A 26,042-nucleotide genomic window follows, 5' to 3' on the forward strand; every position below is an offset into this window, starting at 1 on the left:
GTTCGCACGTGTGCGAAACTGAGCATCGCACAATGTGAGGTGACTCATGACCGAACGCGGGGGCACGAGCACTCCCGGCGCCGACGCCGGTGGTGAGCGGGTTCGCCGATTCCGCCGAACAGCGGGCACGACGGCCGGTTTCGGCCGTGCTCAGAGCCGGGGTGCGGAGCGGTTGCCGGTGCGCTCGGCGGTGCGCGGGGCGCGGATCGCCGCGCTGCCGGTCGCCTACGCGGGCAGGCAGGCGGCCGGGTTGGGGCGCAAGGCGATCGGGCGCCCGGCCGACGAGGTCGACCGGAATATCCGGCTGCGCACCGCGCAGCACATCTTCGAGGTGCTCGGCGAGCTCAAGGGCTGCGCCGCGAAACTCGGTCAGCTGCTCGCCATCTACGAGCTGGCGCTGCCGCCGGAGATCGCCGAGCCGTACCGGATCGCGCTCGCCAGGCTGCAGGACTCCGGCCCGGTCATGCTGCCGACGGTGGTGCGCGCCGCCATGGCCGATAGCCTCGGCCCCGAGTGGCGCTCGCTCTTCCTGGAATTCGACGACCGGCGGGCCTGCGCGGCCTCGATCGGGCAGGTGCACCGCGGGGTCTGGCAGGACGGGACGCCGGTCGCGGTGAAGCTCATGTACCCGGGCGGGCGGGCCGCGGTCGCCGCCGACCTCAGGCAGCTGCGCAGGCTCAGCACGGTCGCCAAGGTCTTCCTGCCCAGCGCCGACGTGCTCGGGGTGACCGAGGCGATCTGCGACTGCGTCGAGCGGGAACTGGATTTCGCGGCCGAGGCCGAGAGCCAGCGCACCTTCGCCGCCGCCTACGCCGACGACCCCGACTTCCGCGTCCCGCGGGTGATCGCCCAGCGCGGCGACGTGCTGGTGACCGAATGGCTGGAGGGCACACCGGTTCCGGCCATCGTCGAGCGCGGCAGCAGGGAGCAGCGCGACCGGGTCGGCATGCTGCTGGTCCGCTTCATGGCATCGACCTGGCTGCGCAGCGGGCTGCTCTACACCGACCCGCACCCCGGCAACTTCCGGCTACTGCCGGACGGCAGGCTCGGCGTGCTCGACTTCGGCGCCTGCCTGCCCTGGCCGCCCGAAGGCTTCGACGCGCTGGCCGAGGACTACACCCGCGCGCTCTTCCGCGGCGGCCCCGACGATCTCGGCAGCACCGCGCGCAGACACGGTTTCGCGGAGCCGGATCGGGCGATCGACGACGGCGCGCTCTACAAAGTGGTCTCGCCGTGTATGGAGCCGCTGCGCCACGACACCTACCGCCTCACCAACCCGTGGCTGCGCAAACACGTGCTGCGGGTGACGAATCCGCGGCTCTCGAACATCATGCGGCAGCTGACCATGCCGGTCTACATGACGCCGTTCGCGCGCGCTGTGCTCACCGCGGTCGGCGCGCTCTGCCAGCTGGAGGCGGAGACCTCCTACCGGGACGAGATCGCGCGCTGGTTCCCGCACCTGGACGCCATCGCCTACGGGACCGCGGAGCCGGGTGAGCCGGAGGACGCGCCGGGCAGGCTGCAGGGCCCGGTCGACCTGGCGCTCGTGCGAGAACGCAGGCAACAGGGCAGCCAGCCGCGCTCTTCGATCGAGCGAACCGGATGATCGAGCGCGTCGTCTGAGACACGATGTCTCGAGAAGGGGCAGGCACCGACACGCAGACCGACCGGCCACACCGGACCGCCGCGTACCCGGCACTCCCCCCGTGTGCTGGTATGTATCGTGCGCCTGGGAGCACGCGGCCCCGCGTCCCGAGAGACGATCCGAAAGTACCGATACGCCATGCGAGTCGACGGGCGGGAAATTCCGGTCACCGGCAGCCTGCTGCCGCCGCTGACCAGGCGGACCAGCGATATCATTCGCGTGGTGCTCGCGGCGCTCGGCGTCGGGGTGGTCGTGGTCGGCTCGGTGATCACCCGGCCGGAGTGGCTGGCGCTGGAGCGCTCGGTCTCCAACATCATCGGCTTCCTGAATCCGGCCCAGTCCAATCTGGTCTACCTCTGCTACGGCGTCGCCATCCTGATCCTGCCCTTCGTCATCCTGATCGAGCTGGTCTGGCGGCGGCAGTGGAAGCTGATGGCCGGGTACGCGGCGGCCGGGCTGGTGGCCGGGCTGCTGCTCTCCATCACCGGCACCGGGCTCTCCGCGCCGCAGTGGCACCTGCAGGTGCCGGACCGCCTCGACACCTTCCTGTCCCAGTTCCTGGACGACCCGCGCTGGATCGCGGGCGCGGCGGCGGTGCTCACCGTCTCCAGCCCGTGGCTGCCGACCCGGGTCCGCCGCTTCATGTGGTTCCTGCTGCTCGCCTTCGCCCCGATCCACCTGGTGGTGAGCACCGTCGTGCCTGCCCGCGCCATGTTCGGGCTCGCGGTGGGGTGGCTGGTCGGCGCGGTGATCGTGCTCGCGGTCGGCACGCCCGCACTGGAGGTTCCGCTGGACGCCGCGGTGCGGCTGCTCGCCGGGCGCGGGCGAACGGTCACCGCGTTCACCGTGCTCCGCCCGGCCGGGCCGGGTCCGCTGGTGCTGGCCGCCGCGGTGGACGGCGCCGAGCGCGAGCTGATCGTCGACCTCTACGGCAAGAACCAGCGCAGCCACAGCGCGCTGCGCCAGCTCTGGCGCCGGCTCACCTTCCGCAGCAGCGAGACGCCCTCGCCGTACGGCTCCATGCACCGCGCGGTCGAGCACCGCGGGCTGCTCGCGCTGGCGGTGCGCGACGCCGGGGTGGCCGCGCACGAACCGATCGCGGTGAGCGGGCTGGCCCGCGGCTGGTCGCTGTACGCGCACTCGGTGCCGCACGGCAGGCCGCTCGCCGAGTCCGGCGCCGAGATCCTGCCCGCCGTCTGGGCGGCGCTCGGCACCCTGCGCGAGCACCAGATCGCGCACGGCGACCTGCGGCCGAGCGAGATCCGGGTGCGCGACGGCGCGGTGCTGTTCGGCGGTTTCGCCAGCGCCGAGTACGGCGCCAGCGACACGCAGCTGCAGTCCGACATCGCGCAGCTGCTGGTGACCACCACCTCGCTCTTCGGCAGGGAGCCAGCGGTGCGCACGGCCATCGAGGCGCTCGGCGAGCAGGCGGTGCTCGACGCCTCCCGCAGGCTCACCAAGTTCGCGCTGCCCCCCGGGATGCGGCGCTCGGTGCCGGACTGGAGCGACCGGCTCGGCGAGGCGCGCTCCGAGGTGCGCAAGCAGACCGGGCAGGACCGGATCGAGGCGGAGCAGATCACCCGGTTCAGCCGCAACCAGATCATCCAGCTGGTGCTGCTGGTCGGGCTGGTCTACGTGGCCTACCCGTTCATCAGCGCGGTGCCGACCTTCTTCACCCAGCTGCGCACCGCCAACTGGTGGTGGGCGCTGCTCGGGCTCGGCATCTCCTCGCTCACCTACGTCGGCGCCGCGGTTGCGCTCTGGGCCTGCGCCTCGCGCGGGATCAGCCTGTGGGGGCTGATCGTCATGCAGATCGCGAACACCTTCGCAGCGACGACCACCCCGGCTCGGATCGGCGGGCTCGCGCTGAGCGTGCGGTACCTGCAGAAGGGCGGGCTCGGGGCGGTGCGCGCCACCGCGGCGGTCGCGCTGCAGCAGGCGGTGCAGGTGCTGACGCACATCACCCTGCTGCTGTTCTTCAGCGTGGCCGCTGGCACCTCCGCCGACCTCTCGCACTTCGTGCCGGACGCGACCGTGCTGTACCTGATCGCCGGGGTCGGCGTCGGGATCATCGGCACCTTCACCTTCGTCCCGAAGCTGCGCGGCTGGCTCAACGATTCGGTGCGGCCGCAGCTGCAGGAGGTGCTCGGCGAGCTGGTCGCGCTCGCCCGCGACCCGAAGCGCTCGGTGCTCATCGTGCTCGGCTGCGGGGCCATCACGCTCGGCCAGGCCGGGGCGCTGTGGGCCTCGGTGCAGGCCTTCGGCGGTGGCACGACCTTCATCACCGTCACCATCGTGACCATGATCGGCGGCACGCTCGCCTCGGCGGCGCCGACGCCGGGCGGGGTCGGCGCGGTGGAGGCGGCGCTGATCGGCGGGCTCGCGGCGTTCGGGTTGCCCGCCGAGGTCGCGGTGCCTGCGGTGCTGCTCTATCGGGTGCTGACCTGCTGGTTGCCGGTGTTCTGCGGGTGGCCGATCATGCGCGGGTTGAGCGCGCAGAACAAGATCTAGGCGGGTTTCAGGGTGCCCCTGAGCGTGGTGCCGAGCGGACCGGGGAAGCTGTAGCCGATGCTGCCGTCGGGGTTGGCGGTGAGCGTCGAGACGCTGCCGTCGTCGGTGCAGTCGGCCGGGCCGCCGGTGAGCCGGGCGCGCAGCGATACCTCGGTCTCGCTCGCGGCCAGCAGCGTTTCGGCGCGCTCGCAGGTCTGGCTGAAGATCACGCCGGTATTGCTCGCCTCGCCGACCTCCTCGCCGACCTGGCCCGAGCGCAGGGTCAGCTCGATGTCGAGGGCGGCGAGGCCGTCGGTGACGCGGCCCTTCCAGGTGCCTGCGAAGCGGTCGGGGAGGGCGGGGATCGAGCCGGTCGGCTCGGTGGTCTCCGTCGGGCCGTCCTCGGTGGGGAGGGTGGTCTCCTCGGTAGTCGTTTCGGTCGTCACGGTGACGTCGCCGACGGAGCCGCCGGTGCGGAGGGCGAGGGTGACACCGGCGGCGATCGCGAAGACCAGCAGTACCGCGGTGATGGCGATGAAGGCGTTGCGGCGGCCGGTTTTCCGGGGTGCGGGGACGCCGCGGGCGGTGCCGTGGTCGGGGACGGGTCGGTACGCGGCGGGCGGGGTGGGTGGTGTGCCCGCGGCGTAGTGCTGCCCGTTGCCCGCGGGCGGGGTGTGCGGTGCTCCCGCGGTGTCGGCGTAGCCCGGGGGCGGGAGGGTGGTGGCGATCCGGTGCTCGTTGCCGGTCGACCAGTTGACGGTGGCGGGGGCGACGGTCGCGGCGGTGCCGTGGTTCCAGGCGGCCGGATCGGTGAGCGCCCGACGCGCGGCGTCGACGAATTCGGTGGCGGTGCCGAAGCGGTCGGCGGGGTCCTTGGCGAGGGCGCGGGCCAGCACGTCGTCCAGGGCGGGCGGGACGCCGGGGCGCAGCTCGCCGAGGCGCGGCGGGGGTTTGTAGAGGTGGCCGAAGATCTGTTCGGCGACGCTCTCGCCGGCGAAGATCTTGCCGCCGAGAATGCACTCGGCCAGTACGCAGCCGAGTGCGTAGATGTCGGCGGGCGGGCCCGCGACGCCCTCGAACCGCTCCGGCGCCATGTACGCGATCGTGCCGAGCGAGGCGCCGGTGCTGGTCAGCCCGGTTTCGTCGTTCGGCTTGGCGATGCCGAAATCGATCAGGTAGGCGAAGCCGGTGCGGTCGATGAGGATATTGCCCGGCTTGATGTCGCGGTGCACCAGCCCGGCCGCGTGCGCGCCGTCCACCGCGGCGCCGATCTGGGCGAGCAGCTCCACCGCGCGCACCGGCGGCATTGGGCCGCGCTCGCGCAGCAGGGCGCTCACGTCGACGCCGTCGACCAGCGCCATATCGATGTAGAGCTGGTCGCCGACCCGGCCGAACGAGTGGATCGCCACCAGGTGCGGATTGTGCAGCCGGGCCGCCACCCGCGCCTCCCGCTCGAAGCGGCGGCGGAACTCCTCGTCGTCCGCGAGTTCGGCGGGCAGCACCTTGAGCGCGATGAACCGCTGGGTCGGCTGGTGGAAGGCGCGCCAGACCTGGCCCATGCCGCCGCGGCCGATCACGGAGTCCAGGCGGTAGTCGCCGAACCAGCGGGTTGCGTTCACCGGGTTTCCGCCCGGGCGGGCGTTTCGGGTGCGGTGGTGACGACTGGACCGGGGGCAGGGGCGCTGGGCTCCGCTACCGAACCGCCGGCGGGCTCGGCGGGGAGGCTCTGCTGGGCAGAAGCCGCGGTGCCTGCCTCGGCGACCGGGCCGGAGGCAGGCTCGATCGGAGCGGCCGCGGGCTGGGTCGGGAGGCTCGGCTGGGTCGGAGCGGGGCCGCTGGGCTCGGTGAACGGGCCGGGGGCGGGCTCGATGGGGGCAGCCGCGGGCTGGGTCGGGAGGCTGGGCTGGGTGGAGGTCGGGGTCGGCTCGGTCGCCGTTGTGGTGGCGGGGGCGGTGGTCGACGGCGTCGTCGGCGGCGGTTCGGTTGTCGGCTGCGGAGTGGTGGCCGGGACCGTTGTCGTCGGCTGCGGGACGGTGGTCGGCGGCGTCGGCTCCGGCTGGCTGGTGATGGGGGCGCCGACCGGAATCGACGGCAGGGGCGGGCGGAGGGCATCGACCGGCGGTGCCGGTGCGGGCACCTCGCCCGCGGGCGGCGGGGCGAGCACGGGTTCGGTGCGGGCGCCGGGCACCTCGACCGCGGCCGGTGCGCCCGAGGTGGGCGCCGTGTTCGGCGGCGGGGCGGCTACGCCGGGCGATTGCCGGCCGGGCGAGGTGATGGCAGGGCCGAGCACCGAGGTCGGTGCGGTGCCCGCCTCCTCGCTCGGGCCGTCCGGAGCGGCGAGCAGCAGGGTCGTGGTCAGCACACCGGCGCCGAGCACGCCGAGCACCGCCGCCGCCGCGCGGACCGGAAGCGGTTTCGGCAGTGCCGGTTTCGGCGCGATGAGGATCGGGTCGCGCAGGGTCACCCGGCCACGCCCCGCGGGCGGCGCCGAACCGGGCTCGGGCGGAACGGGGGTCGGCTCCTCCGCGATCCGCCGCTCCGACTCCGGCTCCACGCCCGCCGGCTCCACGACTGCGTCCTCCGACGGTTCCCCGGCCGAATCAGCGTCGCCGTCCACAACCGCGGGCCGCACCGCCTTCGCGGCAGCACCCGCCGGCGGCTCGGCGAAGGGATCGGCTTCGTCCACGCCAGCGGGCAGTACCACCTTCGCGGCAGCGGAACTCGAATCACCGTCCACAGCCGCAGTCGGCGGTCCCGGTTCAGCAGGCGAGTCCGGGGCAATGCCAACGGCACGGGCGGGCGGCGGGGCATCGTCCGCGAGCACGGGTGGATCCGGGGCGGGGTTCCAAGCGCCGTTTGCCGCCGCGGGCAGCTTCACCACAACTTGCGGCTCGTTCGGGAGCACCGGTGTCTCCGCGGCGACCGGCGCGGGCTCGGCAGCCTCACCGTCGACAGCGGGGAGCGCGGGTGTGACCGCTACGGGGGAATCCGCGGCGAGCGGGAGACCAGCGGGGAAGTCCGGATCGTCCGGGAGTGGGGGCGTTTTCGCGGCACCGACCTCGAGCTTCGCCCCGCGCGCGTGCGACTCCGTCTCATCGGCCGCCCCGAGCACCGGCGTCGCCACCCCGCGCACCACCAACCGCTCGGCCCCGGACTCCGCCGACACCGGCGACGGCGAAACCGACTGCACCACAGCGATCGGCTCGGAGAGCGGACCCGCGTCGGCTTCCAGCGCTGCCCAGGCGGCCAGCGCGAACTCCCCGGCACTGCCGAACCGCTCCTCCGGCTGCTTGGCCAGCGCCTTCGCGATCACCCGATCCAGCGCGGGCGGCACATCGGCGACGAGCGCGCTCGGCCGCGGCGGTGCGTGGTTGAGGTGGGCGTTGATCTGCTCGGCGTGGCTGTCGCCGGGAAACGCCCTGCGCCCGGTGAGGCATTCGACCAGCACGCAGCCGAGCGAGTAGATGTCGCTGCGCGCCGTCGCCTCGCCGTCGAAGCGCTCCGGCGCCATGTAGGCGATGGTGCCGATGGCGACGCTGCCGGTGGTGAGGACGGTGCCGTCCCGCGGCCTGGCGATGCCGAAGTCGATGAGGTAGGCGAAGTCGTTGCGGCTGACCAGCACATTGCCGGGTTTGATGTCGCGGTGCACCAGGCCGGCGGCGTGCGCGGCGTCGACCGCGGAGGCGACCTGGCCGAGCAGGTGCACCGCCCGCTCCGGCGCGATCCGCCCGCCGTCGATGAGCAGCGCGGCGAGATCGTCGCCGTCGATCAGCGCCATGTCGATGTAGAGCTGGTCGCCGACGCGGCCGAAGGAGTGGATGGCGACGACGTGCGGGTCACTGAGCCGGGCCGCGACCCGCGCCTCCCGCTCGAAGCGGCGGCGGTACTCCTCGTCGTCGGCGGCCGCGGCGGGGAGCAGTTTGAGCGCAACGAACCGCTCGGTCGGTGCGTGCCAGGCCTTCCAGACCCGGCCCATCCCGCCTCGACCGACTTCCCGGTCGAGCCGATACTCGCCGAACCAGCGCTCCCCCGCCTCTGTCATTCCTCTTCAACCTGCCGATCGCCGTCGGCCCCCCGCGCGTGCGACGGGCCGCCCCCGATTGTTCCACGATCGGCCTGCCCGGTGCCCGCCGGATTCCGCCGGGCACCGGAACAAGATCAGGACGAGAAGTCTTTCCGCAGCTGTACCTTCACGACCTTGCCGCTGGCATTGCGCGGCAGCTCCGCGACCACGACCAGGTCCTTCGGGTGCTTGTACCGCGCCAGGCTCTCGTTCAGGAACGGCTCCAGCTCCGCCAGCGTGAGCTCGGCGTCCGCGTCGTGCAGCGCGACCACGGCGACCGGCACCTCGCCCCACTTCTCGTGGGTGCGCCCGATGACCGCGGCCTCACGGATCTTCGGGTGCGCGAAGAGCACGTTCTCCACCTCGGCGCAGTAGATGTTCTCGCCGCCCGAGATGATCATGTCCTTCTTGCGGTCGACCACCCAGACGAAGCCATCCTCGTCCTGCTTGACCAGGTCACCGGAGTGGAACCAGCCGCCGGCGAAGGCGTCCGCGGTGGCCTCGGGCTTGTTCCAGTAGCCCTGCATGAGGGTCGGGCCGCGGTAGACGATCTCGCCGACCTCGCCGGGGGCCACGTCGTTCATCTCGTCGTCGACCACCCGGGTCTGGATGGTCGGGATGGGCTTGCCCACCGACCCGAGCTTGCGCAGCGCGTCTTTCCCCTCCAGCACGCAGGTGATCGGCGACATCTCGGTCTGCCCGAAGACCGCGACGTTGGAGGCGTTCGGGAAGCACTCCGCCATCGCCTCCAGCACGCTGTCCGAGGCGGGGGCCGCGCCCCAGCTCAGCACCTCGAGCGCGGTCCTGCGCTCCTTGACGCCCGGCACCGCGCAGATGGCCTGCCACTGCGCGGGGACGCAGAACGCGGTGGTCGCGCCCTCGGCCTCGACCGCGTCCAGGAACTCGACCGGGTCGAAGGCGCCGAGCGGGTGCAGCACCGTCTTCGAGCCGAGCAGGAAAGCGGGCGCGAGGCTGCCGAGGCCGGCGATGTGGAACAGCGGCGAGGTGCAGAAGCCGACGGTGTCCGGGGTCGAGGAGAGCGCGCGGATACAGGTCAGCGCCTGCGCGTTCATGTTCGCGTAGGAGAGCACGGCACCCTTTGGGCTTCCGGTGGTACCCGAGGTGTACATGATCAGCGAGGGGGTGTCCTCGGGGATGTCCCGCGCGACGTGCGCTTCGCCCTCCTCCGCGAGCGCGTCGTCGAAGCCGATCACGCCGTCGCCGGAGGCGCCGTTGATCACGAACACCGACTCCAGCCCCGGCGCCTGCGCGCGCACCGCGACGGCGAGCGGCTGCAGCACGCTGTCGGTGACGACGGCCTTGGCGCCGCTGTCGCTCACGATGTAGGCGACCTCGGGCGGGGTGAGCCGGAAGTTCACCGGCACCGCGATCGCGCCGAGCGCGTTGATGCCGAACACCGCCTCCAGGTACTCGGGGTAGTTCAGCGCCAGGATGAGCACCCGGTCGCCGAAGCCGACGCCGCGGCGGGCGAGCGCGTCCGCGAACTTGCCCGACCGCTCGTGCAGCTGCCGCCACGTGGTGTCGACGCCCTTGAACCGGAGCGCCACCGCGTCCGGCCGCATCTGCGCGTGCGTCGCGAGCTGGTTGTTCCAGTGGTTGCGACGCGAGCGGATCGGCTCGTCCAGCGCCTGTGCACCTGTGGTCATCCCACGAACTCCTCTCGAACCGCCACCCGCGGTGGGCCCTGAGTGACCCACACCACCGACGGCAGATTCGGGCCAGAATAACAACTAACTTTTGCCCTCGGCAACAGATCGGGATGGGAATCCTCGTTCAGGAGACGATTCCGGGTGTTTTCTCTCAGCAACGACGTGGAACTGCTGTTTTTCCGCCACCTCTGCGCGATCACTCCCGACGATCATGAAAGCTCTGTGCGAATCTCGGCTCACTTGTGGGTTGTAGACGGGCGGATCGGCGTGTCACGATCGTCGGGTCCGGGCGGATTCCGGCTCGCCCGCGCGAACACGAGGAGAGAGCGCAATGCTGCGGACCAGGTTCACCGAGACATTCGGCGTGGAACACCCGATCGTGCAGGGCGGCATGATGTGGGTCGGCCGGGCCGAGCTCGTCGCGGCCGTCGCGAACGCGGGCGGCCTCGGCTTCATCACCGCGCTGACCCAGCCCACCCCCGACGACCTGCGCACGGAGATCGAGCGGACGCGGGAGCTCACGGACAAGCCGTTCGGCGTCAACCTCACCATCCTGCCCTCGATCAACCCGCCGCCGTACGCGGAGTACGCGCGGGCGATCATCGAGAGCGGCGTCAAGATCGTCGAGACCGCGGGGAGCAACCCCGAGCCCTTCCTGCCCGCCTACCGCGAGGCCGGGGTGAAGGTGCTGCACAAGTGCACCAGCGTCCGGCATGCGCTGAAGGCGCAGAAGATCGGCGTCGACGGTGTCAGCATCGACGGCTTCGAGTGCGCCGGGCACCCCGGTGAGGACGACGTCCCCGGGCTGATCCTGATTCCGGCCGCGACACGGGTGCTCGACATCCCGGTGATCGCCTCCGGCGGCATCGCGGACGCCCGCGGGCTGGTCGCCGCGCTCGCGCTCGGCGCCGACGGGGTGAACATGGGCACCCGCTTCCTCTGCACCGCCGAGTCGTCGATCGCGCAGCAGGTCAAGGAGCAGATCGTCGCCAACTCCGAGCTGGACACCCAGCTCATCTTCCGCACCCTGCGCAACACCGCGCGGGTCGCGGACAACGCCATCAGCCGCAAGGTGGTCGAGATCGAGAAGGCGGGCGGCACCTTCGAGGACGTGCGCGAGCTGGTCTCGGGCGCGCGCGGCCGCAAGGTGTTCGAGGAGGGCGACCTGGACGCAGGCATCTGGTCCACCGGCCTGGCCCAGGGGCTGATCGAGGACATCCCGACCTGCGCGGTGCTCATCGAACGCATGGTGCGCGAGGCCGAGGGGCTGATCACCGGGCAGCTCGCCGGGCTCGTCGCCCGCTAGGACGTCGCCGCCGCGAACGGCGAAAAAGCGGTGGCGACCTGGGTACCGCGCAGGGGTGGCGAGCCACTGCCCCTGTGCGGTACCCGCATTTCCCCGGCCTCGAGCGGGTTCGAGGGGCGGGAAGCGCTTCAGCGCTGGGGGTTTCGCGCTGCTCGGGCTGTGACGGCGGCGTGGTCGTGGCTCGCGATGAGCTCGATGCCGTCGGGGAGCGCGTGCAGGCGGTGGATGGTGGCGAACGCGGCGTCCCGGTCGGCGTCGAAGAGCTGCCCCGGCATGGGGGCCTTCTCGCGCAGCGTATCGACCTGGAGTTTGCTCCAGACCGCGTCGCCGGCGAGCAGCACCCGGCTGCCGTCGTCCACCGCGAGCAGGACGCCGACGCTGCCGGGGGTGTGGCCGTGCAGGTCGACGAGCAGCACCGCGCCGTCGCCGAAGAGGTCGTGGCTGCGCGGGAAGCCGAAGACCGGCGGGCCGTCCAGCTCGAGGGGTTCGGTGCCGCGATTGCGCAGCGGGCCGCGGGCGACGCCGATCGGGGCGCGCGGCCCGGCGAGCGCCCAGTCCCGTTCGACGGCGGGCAACCGCACCGGGACCCGCTCGGGCAGCTCGAGCAGGCCGGAGACGTGGTCCCAGTGCAGATGGGTGGGGAGCACGAACTCGATCGAATCCACCGCGACGTCCCGCGCGGCCAGCGCATCGGCCAGGCCGAGCACCGGCTTCTCCGGGGCGACCAGCAGCGGCACCGGGAAGGGCAGTTCGGGCAGCACCCGCTCGTGCACGCCGGAGCAGAGCGCCGGGTCGATCAGGAACCGCGCCTTCGGGTGCTCGACCAGGAAGCTGCCCATGACCAGCGTCATCCGGCCGAGCTCGCGGGTGCCCTCGGCGACGATGGTGGTCGGCGCGTGCATGGTGGCCTGGGTGAGCACGGTCAGCGCGACGGTCGCCCGTGCGGGCGGCGGGTCGGCGAGTCGCAGCCCGGCCAGCAGCGCGGTGTCCGGTTTGCGGGGGCGTAGCAGCCGCCGCGGGGTCGCGGCGAGTGCGGCGCAGCAGCGCAGCAGGGTCGGCACCGTCGCGGTGCGGTCGTCTCCCGGCATGGGGTCACTGTAGCGACGCGGGGGGCGCGCGGATATCGTCCGGCCGCCCGCCCGTTGCCCGCGGCCGTGCACCCGGACCCGGCGGCGGCGCGGACGTACACCTCGTCCGCGCACGGCTTGCGCGGCACCGCGGATCGCGCACCGCCCGCGCGCTGACCCTCCGCCGCCCCGGTCTGCGGGCGTCGCTCTGAAAGACCCAGCTGCGCAGCGCATTCGCTACTTCCCTCGGGCATAATCGTCGGGGGATCCCGGCCGCGAGCCGGGCAGAGGGAGGTCGCGATGCGCGCCGGGGTACCCGAGGGAAGGGCCGCACGGCGGGCGGCCTTCACGGCCGCGGCGGTCGCGGCGATCACCGATCTGCTCCCGGCCGACGCGGGGCCGGTCTCGACCACCGCGCCCTTCACCGACCTCGGGCTGAACTCCACCCAGCTGGCCCGGCTCACCGGCGCGCTCGAGGACGCGCTCGGCGTGGCGATTCCGCTCGTCGCGCTGTACGACCATGCCAGCATCGAGCAACTGGTCGAGTACCTCGCCGCATGACCCCGATCTCCATCGTCGGCATCGGCTGCCGCATCCCGGGAGCGGACGGCCCCGCGGACTTCTGGCGACTGCTGTCCACCGGGCTGGACGCCACCGGCGCGCCGCCGCCGGACCGCCCGCTCACCAGGCGCGGCGGCTACCTGCGCGGCATCGACCGGTTCGACAATGCCCGCTTCGGCATCCCGGACCGCGAGGCCGCGGTGATGGACCCGCAGCAGCGGCTCGCGCTCGAGGTGACGACCGAGGCGCTGGACGACGCCGGGATCGGCCACCGGGCAGTGGGTTCCGGGGCCGCGGTGCTCTTCGGGGCCTGCACCTTCGACCACGGCATCACCGTGCTCGGCGCGGGCGGGCACGATGCCCCGTTCGCGGTCACCGGGTCGGCGCTCAGCATCGTCGCGAACCGGATCTCCTACGCACTCGACCTGCACGGGCCGAGCCTGGTGCTGGACAGCGCCTGCTCCTCGTCGCTGGCCGCGGTCGACCTGGCGGTGCGGCTCCTCGCCGACCCGGCGGTGCCGTTCGCGGTGGTCGGCGGGGTGAACCTGGTGCTGCTTCCGCACACGTCGGAGTACCTGGCCGACGGCGGTTTCCTGGCACCGGACGGCCGGTGCAAACCCTTCGACGCGGCCGCCGACGGCTATACCAGGAGCGACGGCTGCGCGGTGGTGGTGCTGCAGCGCACCGGCGACGCGGAGGCGTCGGGGGCGCGGATCTACGCCGAGATCGCGGGCAGCGCGGTCGGCTCGGACGGGCGCTCCAACGGGCTCTACGCGCCGAGCGGGAAGGCGCAGCAGGAGGTCGTGCGGGCGGCCTGGCTGCGGGCGGGGGTGGAGCCGCGCCGGGCCCGCTACCTGGAGTGTCACGGCACCGGGACGCCGCTCGGCGATGCGGTGGAGGTCGGGGCGCTTGCCGCGGTGCTCGGTGCGGCGCCCGAGCCCGTGTGGCTGGGGTCGGTGAAGTCGAATGTCGGGCACCTGGAGGCGGCGGCGGGGGTGACCGGGCTGATCAAGACGGCGCTCGCCGTCCGGCACGGGGTGATCCCGCCGACGCTGCACGTGCGCTCGCCGAACCCGCTGCTGCGGCTCGCCGAGCACGGGCTGCGGCCCACCGTGCGCGCGGTCGACTGGTCGGCGGTGCCGCCGGGTGAGCGCTGGGCCGGGGTGAGCTCGTTCGGGTTCGGGGGGACGAACGCGCACGTCGTGCTGCACGGGGTGGGCGAGGCCGAGCCGGTGCGTGCGGCCGGGCCGGTGCTGATTCCGCTGAGCGGGCGGGATGCGGAGGAGGTGCGGCAACGGGCGACCGCCGTCGCCGACGCACTCGCGGCCGGGCAGTCGCCCGACGCAGGCGCGGACTCGCCCGGCGCGGGGCCGACGGCACAGCCGGACGGGAGCGGTTCGGCGGCGCAGCCGGACGCAGGCGGCTCAGCAGCGCAGCCGGACGCAGCCGGCTCGATCACGCAGCCGGACGCAGCCGGCTCGATCACGCAGCGGGATACGAGCGGCTCGATCACGCGGCCGGATGCGCGCGGCCCGGCGGCACAGCCAAGCATGGCGCGGGTCGCGGCACTGGCCATCGCCGAGGCCCGCAGGCTGCCCGAACCCACCCGCGCGGCGGTGCTCGCCGCCGACGCGGAGACGGCGGTCGAGCGGCTGCGTGCGCTCGCGCAATCGCGGGAGGTGCGTGGCGTTCTCGGGCCGGGCGCCCCGATCCAAGGCGGGGTGCTGTTCGTCTTCTCCGGCCAGGGCGGCCAGTTCGCGGGCATGGGCGCTGCGCTCGCGGCCCGGTTCCCCGCCTTCGCCGCCGGCCTCGCCGAAGCGACCGATGCCGTTGTCACGGCCGGCGGCCCGGTGGTATGGACGCCGGATGGCGGCTTCGTGCCCGACGAGGCGACGGCCATCGTGCAACCGGCGCTCTTCGTCTACCAGATCGGCATGCTGCGGCTGCTGGCGCACTGGGGCATCCGGCCGGACGCGGTCACCGGGCACAGCCTCGGCGAGGTCGCGGCCGCCGTCGCCGCAGGCGCACTCGCGCTCGGCGACGCGGCCCTGGTCGCGGTGACCCGCGGCGCCCTGCTCGGCCGGCTCGACGGCCACGGCGCCATGGCCGTGCTGGAGGCCGAGCTGCCGGTGGCGGAGACGCTGGTGGAGCCGGTCGCGGCGGAGGTGGCGGTGGCCGCGGTCAATGGCCCCCGCTCGGTGGTGATCTCCGGATCGCGCCGCTACGTGGACATCCTGCTGCGCCGCGCGAAGCGGCGCGGGCTCTTCGCGCGCCCGGTCGCGGTGCGCTTCGCGGCGCACAGCCCGCAGGTGGCGCCGGTGCTGCCCGAGCTGCGCGCGGCGCTGGCCGGGATCGAGCCGCTCGTGCCCCGGCTCCCGCTCTACTCCACCGCACGGGCGGACAAGCTCATCGGCACCGCCGACACCGATGCCGGGTACTGGGCCGAGAACGCCTTCGGCACGGTACATCTCGGCGCGGCGCTGGAGCGGGCGGGGGCGGACGGCTTCGGCACCGCGCTGGAGATCGCCCCGCACCCGGTGCTGCTCCCCGCCATCCGCGACACCCCCGCCTTCGCGCACAGCGCGCACGCCACCGCGAGCCGCGACGACGAGGTCGCGGCGCTGCTGGAGTGCCTCGGCGCGCTGCACGTGGCGGGCCGCGCCCCCGACTGGTCCGCGCTCGGCCCGCTCACCGAGCCGCCGCCGCGCCGCCGCTGGCAGCGCCGCCGCTTCCCGCTGCTGGTACCCGCGCCTCCGGCGCTCACCGAGGCGGCCTTCCCGGCCGACGATCCCACCGATCACGTGGTGGCGGGGGTGCCCCTGATTCCGGCGGTCTACTGGTTGCTGCGGCTGCTGCACGCGGCGCGTGCCAAGTCCGGGGCATCGGCGGTGCGCGGCTTCGCGGTGCACGAGCTCACCCGCTCGGATGCCGTGCCCGCCGTCACCTACCGGGAGGAGGCGGGCGGGCCCGGTCTGCGGGCGGGGGTCACGGGTTCCTCGGCGCTGGCTTCGACTCGGTCCGCCGGTGACCCCACGCCCGGGGATATCGTCGCATGGATGCGGGTGGTCGATACGAATCGCGCCGCCCGGCCGCGCATGCGCGCCGTCCAGGTGCCGCGCTTCTACGCGGAGCTGCGCGAGCGCGGGTTGGAGTACGGCCCCGCCTTCCGGCCGCTGCGCGGGCTCGCGGTGGAGCGCGATCGGGCGGTCGGCGAGCTGGACGCCGCCGACCCGCACCGCTCCGCCACCCTGGACGGGTGCCTGCACGTGCTCGCCGCGGCCGCGGGCGGGCTGCCGGAGGGGCGGGTGCCGCTGCCCATCGGCATCGAGAACGCCTGGCTCACCACCGAACCCGGGCGCACGGTCGGCGAGGCGCACGCCCTGGTCCGGGAGCGGTCGGGGGCCGGGCTGGTCGGCGATGTGGTCGCCACCGACCAGCACGGGATCCCCATGCTCGCGCTGCTCGGAGTGCGGGTGCGCTTCACCGATCCGGAGCTGCCGGTGCACTCCGCCCCGCACCGCGCCGACGTGCTGCGCACCGAGCACTGGGTGCCGCTGCCGGAGGGTGCGGCCGGGACCGGTCAGGGCTCGCCCCCCGCGGACACCACCCCGGCGACCGCCGCTGCGGGCGAACCTCCGGCGACGACCGGAGCGGGCACGTCCGCGCCGGACATCAGGCGCGCGCTGGTGATCGGCGACTCCGAAGACGCCGTGCTGCTGGCCCGCGCGCTGGAGCGCACGCTGCCGACCGAGCGGATCGCCCGCGACCCCGACGCCGCGCTCCCGCTGGTCCAGTCGGTGCTCACCGGCCACACCTCGGCGACCCGGCTCGCCGTCGTCCTCGTCTGGCCGACGAACCCGCGCCCGGAGAGCGCCACCGTCGCCGCCCTGACCAGGACCCTCGCAGTGCTACAGCACGTGACGGCGGCGCCGGCGACAGCCACGCTGACCGTGCTGCTCCCGATCGATGCGGTGCCATCGGCGACCGGGTTGTATCCAGCGGCCGCGCTGGCGGGGCTGATCCGCAGCCTGCAACTGGAGTCCGCGCTGCGGGTCCGCCTGGTGTGGCGGGCAGCGGGCACCGAGAAGGCCCTGGTCCGCGCGGTCACCGACCCCGCCCTGCCGCTGGAGCTCCGGGTGGCGGGCGCCCTGTCGGTACGCCGCTTCGTGCGCGCCGACCCGGTGGCGGCCGCACCGGTGTCGATCGACGCCACCGGCACCTACGTGGTCACCGGCGGGCTCGGCGCGCTCGGTTCGCTGGCGGTGCGCTGGCTGCTCGCGGACGGTGCACGCGACGTCGTGGTGCTGACCAGGGCGCCGCGCCCCATGCCCGCGGTGCTCGACGGCCTGGAGGACCGCATCGTCGTGGTCCGCTGCGACGTCACCGACCGCGTCGACCTGGCCGTGGCGCTGCACGACATCCGCGAGTGGGGATCCACGGTGCGTGGAATCATCCACGCCGCGGGCAGCCTGGAGGACGCCGCCTTCCCCGACGTGACGCCAGAGCAACTCACCGGCATGCTCGCCGCGAAGGCGATCGCCGCCGGCCACCTGCTGGAGCTGACCGCCACCGACCCGACCGACTTCGTCCTGCTCTTCTCCTCCGCGACCGGCGCCTTCGGCGCGCCGGGGCAGGCAGCCTACGCGGCCGCGAACTCCGCCATGGACGCGCTGGCGAGCGCACAGCGCGACCGCCGGGTGACCAGCGTGGGCTGGGGCGTCTGGTCGTCCGGGCTGACCGAGGCGGCGGGCGGCGCGAGCCACCTCCGCCGCGCCGGAATCCGCGCCTTCGATCCGGAGCGCGGCGCCGCGCTCTTCGCGGAGGTGCTCCGGCACGAGGTGCCGTACCTGCTCGCCCTCGACTGGTCCGGGCCCGGTGACCACTCCCCCGTCGGCAGGCGACTCAGCCAGACCCTCGGCGGCAGCGCGGAATCCGTGGCGCCGGGCGTGCCCGCGCGAGTCGATGTGCAGCCGCGCCCGCTGGCCCACATCGTGCGCGCCGCGCTGGCCGCCGCCCTCGACCGCCCCGCGGACGAGGTCGATCCGGCCGCCGACTTCAACGATCTCGGCCTGACCTCGCTGCTCGGCATCGAGCTGCGCCGGGTGCTGGAATCCCGCCTCGAGGTGCGGCTCTCAACCGCCGAGATCTTCGGCAACCCGACCGTCGCCGCCCTGGCGACCATGCTGGCGGAGCGGCTCGGCCGCGGTGATCCGGGATGACCGAGCACCTCATCGACCGGCTCGCCCGGTGGTCCCGCGAACGTCCGAACGCCCCCGCGTACACCTCGCTGCGCTATCCCGCCCCCGGGAGCCCGGACGGCGGCGACTACATCCCGCACACGCTCACCTACGCGGAGCTGACCGCCGCGGTGGCCTCGCTCGCCAGGGAGATCAGCGCCCGCACCGCATCCGGCGATCGAGTCGCGCTGCTCACCGGCCATGGGAACGGCTATGTCCTGGCCTTCCTCGCCTGCCTGGCGGCCGATCGCCTCGCCGTCCCGCTGTTCCCCGTCGGCAGGCACCCGGAGCGGCTGACCGGCGTATTCGCCGACGCCACACCGGCGCTCAGCCTGATCGATCCCGGCGACGACGTCTCGGCCGCGCTGGCCGGGAACGTGCTCGTGGTCGACCCGAGCCGAACGGTGGAGTGCGCCGAGCTACCGCCGGGCAACGCTCCCGCCTATCTCCAGTACACCTCCGGTTCCACCGGCGCCCCGACCGGAATCCGCGTCGAGTCCGAGAATCTCACCGCCGCAGTGGGGCAACTCCGCGCCGCGATCCCCGCTGCGGGGACGAAACCGATCGTCGGCTGGCTCCCCTTCTTCCACGACATGGGCCTGGTCCTGACCCTCGCACTGCCGATCTGGTCGGGAGTCCCCGGCACCACCCTCGCCCCGGTCGATTTCGTCAAGCGTCCGGTGCGCTGGCTGCGCGCCTGCTCCGACTTCGGCGCGGGCACGACCGGCGCCCCGGATTTCGCACTGGCACTGACCGCCGCGACAACCACGGAACGTCAAGTGCGGCACCTGGATCTCACCACCCTCGATGCGGTGCTCAACGGCGCCGAGCCGATCCGCGCCGCAACCCTGCGCACCTTCACCGAAACCTTCGCCCCGGCCGGCTTCCGGCATCGCGCACACGCCCCCGGTTACGGCCTCGCCGAGGCCACACTCACCGTCACCCTGACTCCGCAGGACCGCGAGCCGACGGTCCTCGAGGTCGATCGAGCAGCGCTGACCACCGGCCGTGCCCGCCCCGCGAGCACCGGATCCGCGGTCGCGCTGGTCGGCTGCGGTCCACCGGCCGGGCAGCGGATCAGAATCGTCGATCCGGCCGACGGCACAATCCTGGAACCGGGGCGAGAGGGGGAGATCCACGTCTCCGGCCCCAATGTCTGTGTAGCCGACGCCGAGAACTGGCTGCACACCGGCGATCTCGGCTTCGAGCACAACGGCGAGCTCTACGTCACCGGCCGTGCCAAAGACCTCGTGATCCTGGACGGCCGCAACCACCACCCGGCCGACCTGGAGGAAACGGCGGCGGCGGCCGCCCCGGAGATCCGGCTGGTCGCCGCCTTCGGCCACGACGACGGCGTGCGCGAATCGCTGGTGATCGTGGCGGAGACGCCGGACGCCGATGCCGAGCCGGCCGGGAAGATCCGCTCCGCCGTCGCCCGCACCCACGAGGTGGTGCCGAGCACGGTTCTGCTGGTGCCGCCGGGCGAGATTCCGCGGACATCCAGCGGGAAGGTGCGGCGCGGGGAGTGTCGCGCCCGCTTCGCCGCGGGAGAGCTGCGGCCGCACTAGTTCTCGGTGCGCCCGAGCAGCCGATCGGTTTCGCGCCGTTCGCGTTTGGTCGGCCTGCCGCTGCCGCGATCCCGCCGGGGCAGGGAAGCGAGAACTTCCCTGGGTGGCGGCGGCGGGCTGCGGTCGATCAGGCACTGCGCGGCGATGGGCGGGCCTACTCGCTTCGTGACGATGCGTTCCACGATGACGATGCGTTCCACCCCGGCGGCTCGGATCCGAACTTCGTCACCGAGCTTCACCTGCTGCGCGGGTTTGGCGGTGGCGCCGTTCACCCGGACGTGTCCGCCGCGGCATGCTTCCGCGGCGGCCGACCGGGTCTTGAACAGGCGCACCGCCCAGGTCCAGGAGTCGACCCGGGCCTGCGCTGGTGCGCTCTGCTCAGGGGGCAATCGTCAGAGCACGCGGCGGGCGGTGACGACCTCGTCCGCGGAGAGGTGGGTGTAGGAGACCGGGGTACCGGACTGCACCGCGTTCAGCAGCTTGCCGTCGCCGGCGTAGATGCCGACGTGGCCGCCGCCGTTGGTGATCACGATGTCACCGGCGCGCAGATCGTTGAAGGCCACCGGGGCACCGACGTGCGACTGCTCGAAGCTGGTGCGCGGCAGTTCGACACCGGCCTGCTTGAACGCCCACTGCACCAGGCCGGAGCAGTCGAAGCTGCTCGGGCCGGTGGCGCCCCAGACGTAGGAGGCACCGACCTTGGACTTGGCGGCGTTGAGCGCGATGTCACCGGCGGTGTTCTGTACCTGCGGGGCGAACATGCCCTGCAGCTCCGGCGCGGCGAAGCCGGGAAGCGCGGGCGCACCCTGCGGGGCCGCGGGCAGCGATCCGAGCGCGGCGGTCAGCTGCTGCTCCAGCTGCTGGGCCGGCGCCTCGAATTCCTGCGGGACGTCGAACGAGCCGAGGCCGGGGATATCGATGGTGGCCGCCATGGCCGAAACCGCGGGCATGGCACCGGTCGCGGCTACCGCACCGAGGACCAGAGCGCCCTTGACGGAACCCGGAACGCGTGAATCCCGCTGCAAGCTGTGTTTACCCACCGAGCTGAATCTCCCTCTATGTGCATCACCCGCCTGCCGGGGTGTGCCCCGGCGCGACGAAGCCGGGAATCCCATGGGCCCCGACAGCCGCTGTGGCGGTAACTCAGCGGCGCCGCTCCTTCCTCACGAAGCGACAGACTCCACTAAGTCACGAGAAGATTACGACCCGCACGTGCTGTTGTCCAGCCCACAGAGCAGGCTATTCACCTCGTTATTCCGAATACAGGCCCGGAGCTGGGGTTGTGGCGATTCCGATCAATATCACGGAACGGTCACGGGCTCGCGGACCGCCGGCGGCACGGCTCGATCGGGCTCGATAGCGGTCTCTAGTGCTGCGCTTAGAAGCACTCATATTCTCCCGACGACGCACTAGCCTGTCGGGTCATGGACCCCGTGCGGAACCCGTACGCCCCCGGAGCCGGGCAGCGCCCGCCCGAACTCGCGGGCCGAGACAAGCAGCTCACCGCCTTCGACGTCGTGCTGGAGCGGATCGCGCGCGGCAGGCCGGAACGCAGTGTCGTGCTCACGGGGCTGCGCGGGGTCGGCAAGACCGTGCTGCTCAACCAGCTGCGCTCGGGCGCTGTCTCCAGGGGCTGGGGCACCGGCAAGCTGGAGGCGCGGCCGGACCAGGAGCTGCGGCGGCCGCTCTCCTCCGCGCTGCACATGGCGGTGCGCGCCATCGCCGCCTCGCACCGGAACCCGGAGCGGGTCGACGATTTCCTCGGCATCCTCAAGGCTTTCGCGCTGCGCGCAACCGCCGACAAGGGCATGCGGGATCGCTGGCAGCCGGGCATCGATGTCCCCGCGGTGACCGGGCGGGCCGATTCCGGCGATATCGAGATCGACCTGGTGGAGCTGCTCGGCGAGGCCGCCGCGCTGGCCGGCGATATCGGCGTCGGCATCGCGATCTTCATCGACGAGATGCAGGATCTCGGCCCCGCGGACATCTCCGCCGTCTGCGGCGCCTGCCACGAGCTGAGCCAGGACGCCGCGCCGCTGATCGTGGTCGGCGCCGGGCTGCCGCACCTGCCCGCGGTCCTCTCCGCCTCGAAGAGCTACTCCGAGCGGCTCTTCAGCTATCACCGGATCGACCGGCTGGACCGGGACTCCGCCGACCAGGCGCTGATCGCCCCGGCCGAGCGCGAGGACGTGGAGTTCACCCCGGCCGCGCTCGACCTGCTCTACCAGAAGGCCGACGGCTACCCGTATTTCGTGCAGGCATACGGCAAGGCGACCTGGGATCAGGCGCCGCACAGCCCGATCGGGGCCGAGGACGTCGAGGTGGCCGCGCCGGCCGCCGAGGAGGAGCTCGCGGTCGGCTTCTTCGGCTCCCGCTACGAGCGGGCGACCCCGGCCGAGCGCGAGTACATGCGGGCCATGGCCGACCTGGCAGGCGACGACGGACCGGTGGCCACCGCGGCGGTGGCGAAGGAGCTCGGCCGCAAGCCCGCCTCGCTCTCCCCGGCCAGGGACGGGCTGATCAAGAAGGGGCTCATCTACTCGGCCGAGCGGGGGAGCATCGGCTTCACCGTCCCGCACTTCGGGCGCTACCTCAGGACTGTCTAAGCAAATCTAGGGAGCACCGAACACTCTCCTATACTTCGATGATCTCGACGCGACTCGGTTCGGCCACGGCTGCGTAACGGCAGGTGGAGTCGGTTAACGGCGAGCTTTCGGCGCGCGACCATTCAGGCAGGGAAAGAACGTTCGAGCCCGGAGGTGTTGCCATGACCACGTCGATCGCTCCCGTCGCCGACCGTCGCGTCACCGTGGCCGCCGACGACGGCACCCCGCTGGCGGCCAGGGTCATCGGCGCCGACAGCGCGGAGTTCACCCTGGTCTTCGTGCACGGCCACTGCCTGCGCGCCGACACCTGGTCCTTCCTCGGCGAGCGGTTGGCGCGGGACTGGGGCGGCACCGCGCGGCTGGTCAGCTACGACCACCGCGGGCACGGCCACTCCGGGGCCGGCGCCGCCGCCGGCTACACCATCGATCAGCTGGCGCACGACCTCGACGCGGTGCTCCGCGCGCTCGCCCCGACCGGCCCGGTCATCCTGATCGGGCACTCGATGGGCGCGATGACGGCGCTCGCGCACGCCCGGCTGTACCCGCAGGCCGTCGGCACCAGGATCACCGGGCTCGCGCTCATCGCCACCGCCGCGAGCGGCCTCACCGACGTCGGGCTCGGCCGGCTGCTGAACCGGCGCGCCATCGGCGCGCTGCAGCGGGCGGTGCTGCGCGCGCCGCGGCTGATGGGGGCCTCGCACCGGCTCTCCCGGCGGCTGCTGGAGCCGATCATGGGCGAGGCCAACCTCGGCACCGCGCCGGTGAGCCCGCGGGTGCGGGCGCTCGCCATCGCCATGTTCAACGAGACCCCGCTGCTCACCATGACCAGCTTCCTGGAGCCGCTGCGCACCTTCGACGAGAGCGACGGGCTGCACCGGCTGGCCGGGATCCCGGCGCTGGTGCTGGCCGGCTCGGCCGATCTGGTGACCCCGTTCGCGCACTCCGTCGTGCTCGCCTCGCAGCTGCCCGCGGCCGAGCTGGTCCGGGTCGACGGCGCCGGGCACGGCGTCATCCTGGAGCGGGTGGACGAGGTCGCCGAGGCGCTCTCCGGGCTGGTCCGGCGGGTGCTGGCCGGCACACGGAGCTACGCCATGGCGGGCTGACCGCGCAGACCGGTTCCGCCCCGATTCGAGATCGCACCGGACACGAGGGATTTCCTCAGTTACTGTGTTGTAGATCACGGTGTGCAGTGGGTCACATGATCTTGTGACCTCACACAACCTGGGAGGTAACGATGACACGCAGCGATATCGCGGAACTCCGCTACGCGGTCGGCCAGCTCCAGCGCTCCATCGGGGCGCTGCGCTCGCACTACGGCGACGCGTCGCCGGTCCGGCGGCTGGAGAACGACCTCGAACGGCTCGTCATCGACGCCGACGAGTTCGAGCAGGCGCCGCCGCCCGAGCTGGGCCGCAGGCCGCGCGACACCATCTACGTGCCGGACAGCAAGAGCGACGAATCCGCCTGGATGGGCGCGCAGGACGAGGGGCTCGGTTTCCACTCCCGCCCGCGCACCACCTGACCCGCGCTCAGGCCCGGTGCCGCCCCGGTCGCCGCGGCGGGCGTGCCCCGTGGAACCGGGCCCCGCGCGGCGGCGCGGAGGCAGGCGCCGACTCCGCCGACTCGAAGAGCGCCGCGATGCCGTGGTCGTGCCCGAGCGCGATGGCCTCCAGGCCGTAGCGGCCGCCGCCGCGCTCGAGTTCGTGCAGCATCGTCGTCATGATGCGGAGCCCGGTGGCGCCGACCGGGTTGCCGAGCCCGATCGAGGAGCCGTTCACGTTCAGCCGGTCGGTCGGGTCCAGATCCCACTCCCGCGCCAGCGCGAGCACCTCCACCGCGAAGCCCTCGCTGACCTCGATCAGATCCAGGTCGTCCATCGTGAAACCGTTGCGGCCGAGCAGCTTCGCCACGGCGGGGGCTGCGCCGAGCGAGGCGATGTCGGAGTCGCAGCCCGCCGCGGCCCAGCCGACCAGGTAGGCCAGCGGGGTCAGCCCGAGCTCGTCCAGCCGGTCCTCGGCGACGACGAGGCAGGCCGCGGCGCCGTGCCGGTGCGTGCTCATGTTGGCGCTGGTCACCACACCGCGGGGGAGCAGGGGGCGAAGGTTGGCGAGGGTGTGCGTGGTGGCGTCCGCCCTCACCCCCTCGTCCCTGGCGATCCGGTGGCCGGGGTCGAAGTCGGCGGCGGTGCGGGCGTACGGGTCGGCGGTGACGCCGACCGGGACCACCTCGGCGGCGAAGGCGCCCTGCCGCCAGGCCCTTGCGGCCCTGCGGTGGCTGGCCACCGCGAACTCGTCCGCCTCCACCCGCCCGATCCCGTAGTGCCTGGCCAGCTCCTCGGCGTTCACCAGGTCGGCCCGGTGACCGGGATCGCGCGGTGAGATCGCGCCGTCCGCCGAGCACTCGACGCCACCGGCGACGACCACGTCCGCCGCGCCGGTCTGCACCATCATCGCCGCGGTGATCACCGCCTGCAGCCCGCTGCCGCCGCGCCGGTCGGTGAGGAAGCCGGGCACCGCGAACGGCAGCCCGGCGCCGCGCGCGGCCAGCCTGCTCAGGTGCGGCACCGTCGGCCGGCGCGGATCGATGCACGCCATGGCGACGTCCTCGATCCGCAGCGGATCGATGCCGGAGCGGTCGATGACCGCCGAGAGCACCGTTGTCGCCAGCCATTCCGGCGGCATCCCGGAGAGCGCTCCGCCCGCCACCCCACCGGGGGTGCGGACGGGTGCCACGATCGCGGCCCTTCTCATCGTGGTGGCCCCTTCCTGCCGGATCCACGTGTCACCGCACGTCAACGGGCGATTTGTCAGGAAAAGGGCACCACGGGGCTGTTACCGAAGTGTGACGATCAGGCCTCGAACACGGTTGTGGTGAAGATCACTACTGGGCCGATGCTCCCGGAATGGCGGTACCGGACTCGAGCGATAGCGCCCCTGTCGTAGGGTGCTCGTCATCACATCGGATCGCGGGCCAACCCGACGAGCCCGCAGAGCAGATCAGCGAGGCATCCACCGTGACTGCCGCACCCACCGGCGTCTTCACGACGACCAGAGCACGGATTTCCGCACGCACCCTCCGCACCGACCGCTGGTGGCTACCACCGCTGATCACCGTGCTCGGCCTCGGTGCGTTCGTCGTATACGCGACGGTCAGGTCGTTCGTGCGCACCGCCTACTACGTTGCCGACTACCACTACCTGACGCCGTTCTACTCACCGTGCCTGAGCACGTCGTGCGTGGAAGGTGCGAGTCACTTCGGGACGCCGCTCGGCGACCTGCCGATGTGGATACCGCTGGGCTTCGCGGTCCTGCCGTTCCTGCTCGGCTTCCGGCTCACCTGCTACTACTACCGGAAGGCCTACTACCGGGCGGTGTGGTTCTCGCCGCCCGCCTGCGCGGTCGCCGAGCCGCACGCCAAGTACACCGGCGAGACCAGGCTGCCGCTGATCATCCAGAACGCGCACCGCTACTTCTTCTATGTGGCGCTGCTGGTCTCGCTGGTCAACAGCTACGACGCGGTCGTCGCCTTCCACGGCAAGAGCGGCGGCTTCGGCTTCGGCCTCGGCAACCTGGTGCTGCTGCTGAATGTCGTGCTGCTCTGGGCGTACACGCTCTCCTGCCATTCCTGCAGGCACATCGCGGGCGGGCGGCTCAAGAATTTCTCGGCGCACCCGGTGCGCTACTGGTTCTGGACCCAGGTGTCGAAGCTGAACACCAGGCACATGGCCCTGGCCTGGACCACCCTCGGCACCCTCGTGCTCACCGACTTCTACGTCATGTTGGTGGCCAGCGGCACGATTTCGGACCTGCGGTTCATCGACTGACCGCCT

At 72.8% G+C, this 26,042-nt stretch carries 17 protein-coding genes; 10 read left to right on the plus strand and 7 right to left on the minus strand.

What is annotated here, in order from left to right:
- Nucleotides 1–46 precede the first annotated feature (46 nt).
- Entirely contained in the window at nt 47–1,606 is a 1,560-nt protein-coding gene (locus ACFO0B_RS17015; protein WP_378613441.1) for an ABC1 kinase family protein, read from the plus strand.
- Between the two features lie 177 nt (nt 1,607–1,783).
- Nucleotides 1,784–4,156, plus strand: coding sequence for a lysylphosphatidylglycerol synthase domain-containing protein (locus ACFO0B_RS17020; protein ID WP_378613442.1), 2,373 nt, complete (start codon nt 1,784–1,786; stop codon nt 4,154–4,156).
- Here the strand turns inward: ACFO0B_RS17020 and ACFO0B_RS17025 are convergent.
- From ACFO0B_RS17025 to fadD5, 3 genes are all read right to left on the minus strand, one after another.
- On the minus strand, nt 4,153–5,754 hold the full coding sequence (locus ACFO0B_RS17025) for a serine/threonine-protein kinase (protein ID WP_378613443.1): 1,602 nt from the start codon (nt 5,752–5,754) through the stop codon (nt 4,153–4,155). The two genes, ACFO0B_RS17020 and ACFO0B_RS17025, sit on opposite strands and share 4 nt — an antisense overlap.
- Nucleotides 5,751–8,177, minus strand: coding sequence for a serine/threonine-protein kinase (locus ACFO0B_RS17030; protein WP_378613444.1), 2,427 nt, complete (start codon nt 8,175–8,177; stop codon nt 5,751–5,753). Before ACFO0B_RS17030 ends, ACFO0B_RS17025 begins: the two co-directional genes overlap by 4 nt.
- Before the next feature lie 116 nt (nt 8,178–8,293).
- On the minus strand, nt 8,294–9,865 hold the full coding sequence (fadD5, locus tag ACFO0B_RS17035; RefSeq protein ID WP_378613445.1) for a fatty-acid--CoA ligase FadD5: 1,572 nt from the start codon (nt 9,863–9,865) through the stop codon (nt 8,294–8,296).
- Between the two features lie 334 nt (nt 9,866–10,199).
- Here fadD5 and ACFO0B_RS17040 point away from each other — a divergent pair, with 334 nt between their 5' ends.
- The gene (locus ACFO0B_RS17040; RefSeq protein WP_378613446.1) at nt 10,200–11,174 is read left to right on the plus strand and encodes an NAD(P)H-dependent flavin oxidoreductase; all 975 of its coding nucleotides are present in this window, start codon (nt 10,200–10,202) and stop codon (nt 11,172–11,174) included.
- A gap of 128 nt (nt 11,175–11,302) precedes the next feature.
- Here the strand turns inward: ACFO0B_RS17040 and ACFO0B_RS17045 are convergent, their stop codons facing one another.
- Nucleotides 11,303–12,262, minus strand: a complete 960-nt coding sequence (locus ACFO0B_RS17045) for an MBL fold metallo-hydrolase (RefSeq protein WP_378613447.1) — start codon at nt 12,260–12,262, stop codon at nt 11,303–11,305.
- A 279-nt stretch (nt 12,263–12,541) separates the two neighbouring features.
- On the opposite strand from ACFO0B_RS17045, the gene ACFO0B_RS17050 reads away from it, so the two are divergent.
- From ACFO0B_RS17050 to ACFO0B_RS17060, 3 genes are read left to right on the plus strand one after another with little or no spacing between them, the layout of a single operon-like run.
- The gene (locus ACFO0B_RS17050) at nt 12,542–12,802 is read left to right on the plus strand and encodes an acyl carrier protein (RefSeq protein WP_378613448.1); all 261 of its coding nucleotides are present in this window, start codon (nt 12,542–12,544) and stop codon (nt 12,800–12,802) included.
- On the plus strand, nt 12,799–18,021 hold the full coding sequence (locus ACFO0B_RS17055; protein WP_378613449.1) for a type I polyketide synthase: 5,223 nt from the start codon (nt 12,799–12,801) through the stop codon (nt 18,019–18,021). Before ACFO0B_RS17050 ends, ACFO0B_RS17055 begins: the two co-directional genes overlap by 4 nt.
- Nucleotides 18,018–19,607 carry a fatty acyl-AMP ligase gene (locus tag ACFO0B_RS17060; protein WP_378613450.1) on the plus strand — a complete coding sequence of 530 codons (1,590 nt, stop codon included), beginning with the start codon at nt 18,018–18,020 and terminating at the stop codon, nt 19,605–19,607. The genes ACFO0B_RS17055 and ACFO0B_RS17060 overlap by 4 nt, the downstream gene beginning before the upstream one ends.
- Here the strand turns inward: ACFO0B_RS17060 and ACFO0B_RS17065 are convergent.
- Both ACFO0B_RS17065 and ACFO0B_RS17070 read right to left on the minus strand, forming a co-directional pair.
- Nucleotides 19,604–19,996 carry an RNA-binding S4 domain-containing protein gene (locus tag ACFO0B_RS17065; protein ID WP_378613451.1) on the minus strand — a complete coding sequence of 131 codons (393 nt, stop codon included), beginning with the start codon at nt 19,994–19,996 and terminating at the stop codon, nt 19,604–19,606. The two genes, ACFO0B_RS17060 and ACFO0B_RS17065, sit on opposite strands and share 4 nt — an antisense overlap.
- Before the next feature lie 3 nt (nt 19,997–19,999).
- On the minus strand, nt 20,000–20,557 hold the full coding sequence (locus ACFO0B_RS17070; RefSeq protein WP_378613453.1) for a C40 family peptidase: 558 nt from the start codon (nt 20,555–20,557) through the stop codon (nt 20,000–20,002).
- A gap of 474 nt (nt 20,558–21,031) precedes the next feature.
- Between ACFO0B_RS17070 and ACFO0B_RS17075 the strand changes: the two genes are divergently transcribed.
- The 3 genes from ACFO0B_RS17075 (at nt 21,032) to ACFO0B_RS17085 (ending at nt 23,735) form a co-directional block, all read left to right on the plus strand.
- Entirely contained in the window at nt 21,032–22,213 is a 1,182-nt protein-coding gene (locus ACFO0B_RS17075; RefSeq protein WP_378613454.1) for an AAA family ATPase, read from the plus strand.
- 161 nt (nt 22,214–22,374) lie between these two features.
- Nucleotides 22,375–23,316: an alpha/beta fold hydrolase gene (locus ACFO0B_RS17080; RefSeq protein ID WP_378613455.1), complete on the plus strand. Its 942-nt coding sequence runs from the start codon at nt 22,375–22,377 to the stop codon at nt 23,314–23,316.
- A 131-nt stretch (nt 23,317–23,447) separates the two neighbouring features.
- Complete coding sequence (locus tag ACFO0B_RS17085) at nt 23,448–23,735, plus strand: hypothetical protein (protein WP_378613456.1); 288 nt, start codon at nt 23,448–23,450, stop codon at nt 23,733–23,735.
- A 7-nt stretch (nt 23,736–23,742) separates the two neighbouring features.
- On the opposite strand, the gene ACFO0B_RS17090 is transcribed toward ACFO0B_RS17085, so the two are convergent.
- The gene (locus ACFO0B_RS17090; RefSeq protein ID WP_378613457.1) at nt 23,743–24,963 is read right to left on the minus strand and encodes an acetyl-CoA C-acyltransferase; all 1,221 of its coding nucleotides are present in this window, start codon (nt 24,961–24,963) and stop codon (nt 23,743–23,745) included.
- Nucleotides 24,964–25,208: 245 nt separating this feature from the next.
- On the opposite strand from ACFO0B_RS17090, the gene ACFO0B_RS17095 reads away from it, so the two are divergent.
- Nucleotides 25,209–26,036 carry a hypothetical protein gene (locus tag ACFO0B_RS17095; RefSeq protein WP_378613835.1) on the plus strand — a complete coding sequence of 276 codons (828 nt, stop codon included), beginning with the start codon at nt 25,209–25,211 and terminating at the stop codon, nt 26,034–26,036.
- The last annotated feature ends 6 nt before the right edge of the window (nt 26,037–26,042 follow it).

The sequence above is a fragment of the Nocardia jiangsuensis genome (genome assembly GCF_042650385.1).
Taxonomy (GTDB): Bacteria; Actinomycetota; Actinomycetes; order Mycobacteriales; family Mycobacteriaceae; genus Nocardia; species Nocardia jiangsuensis.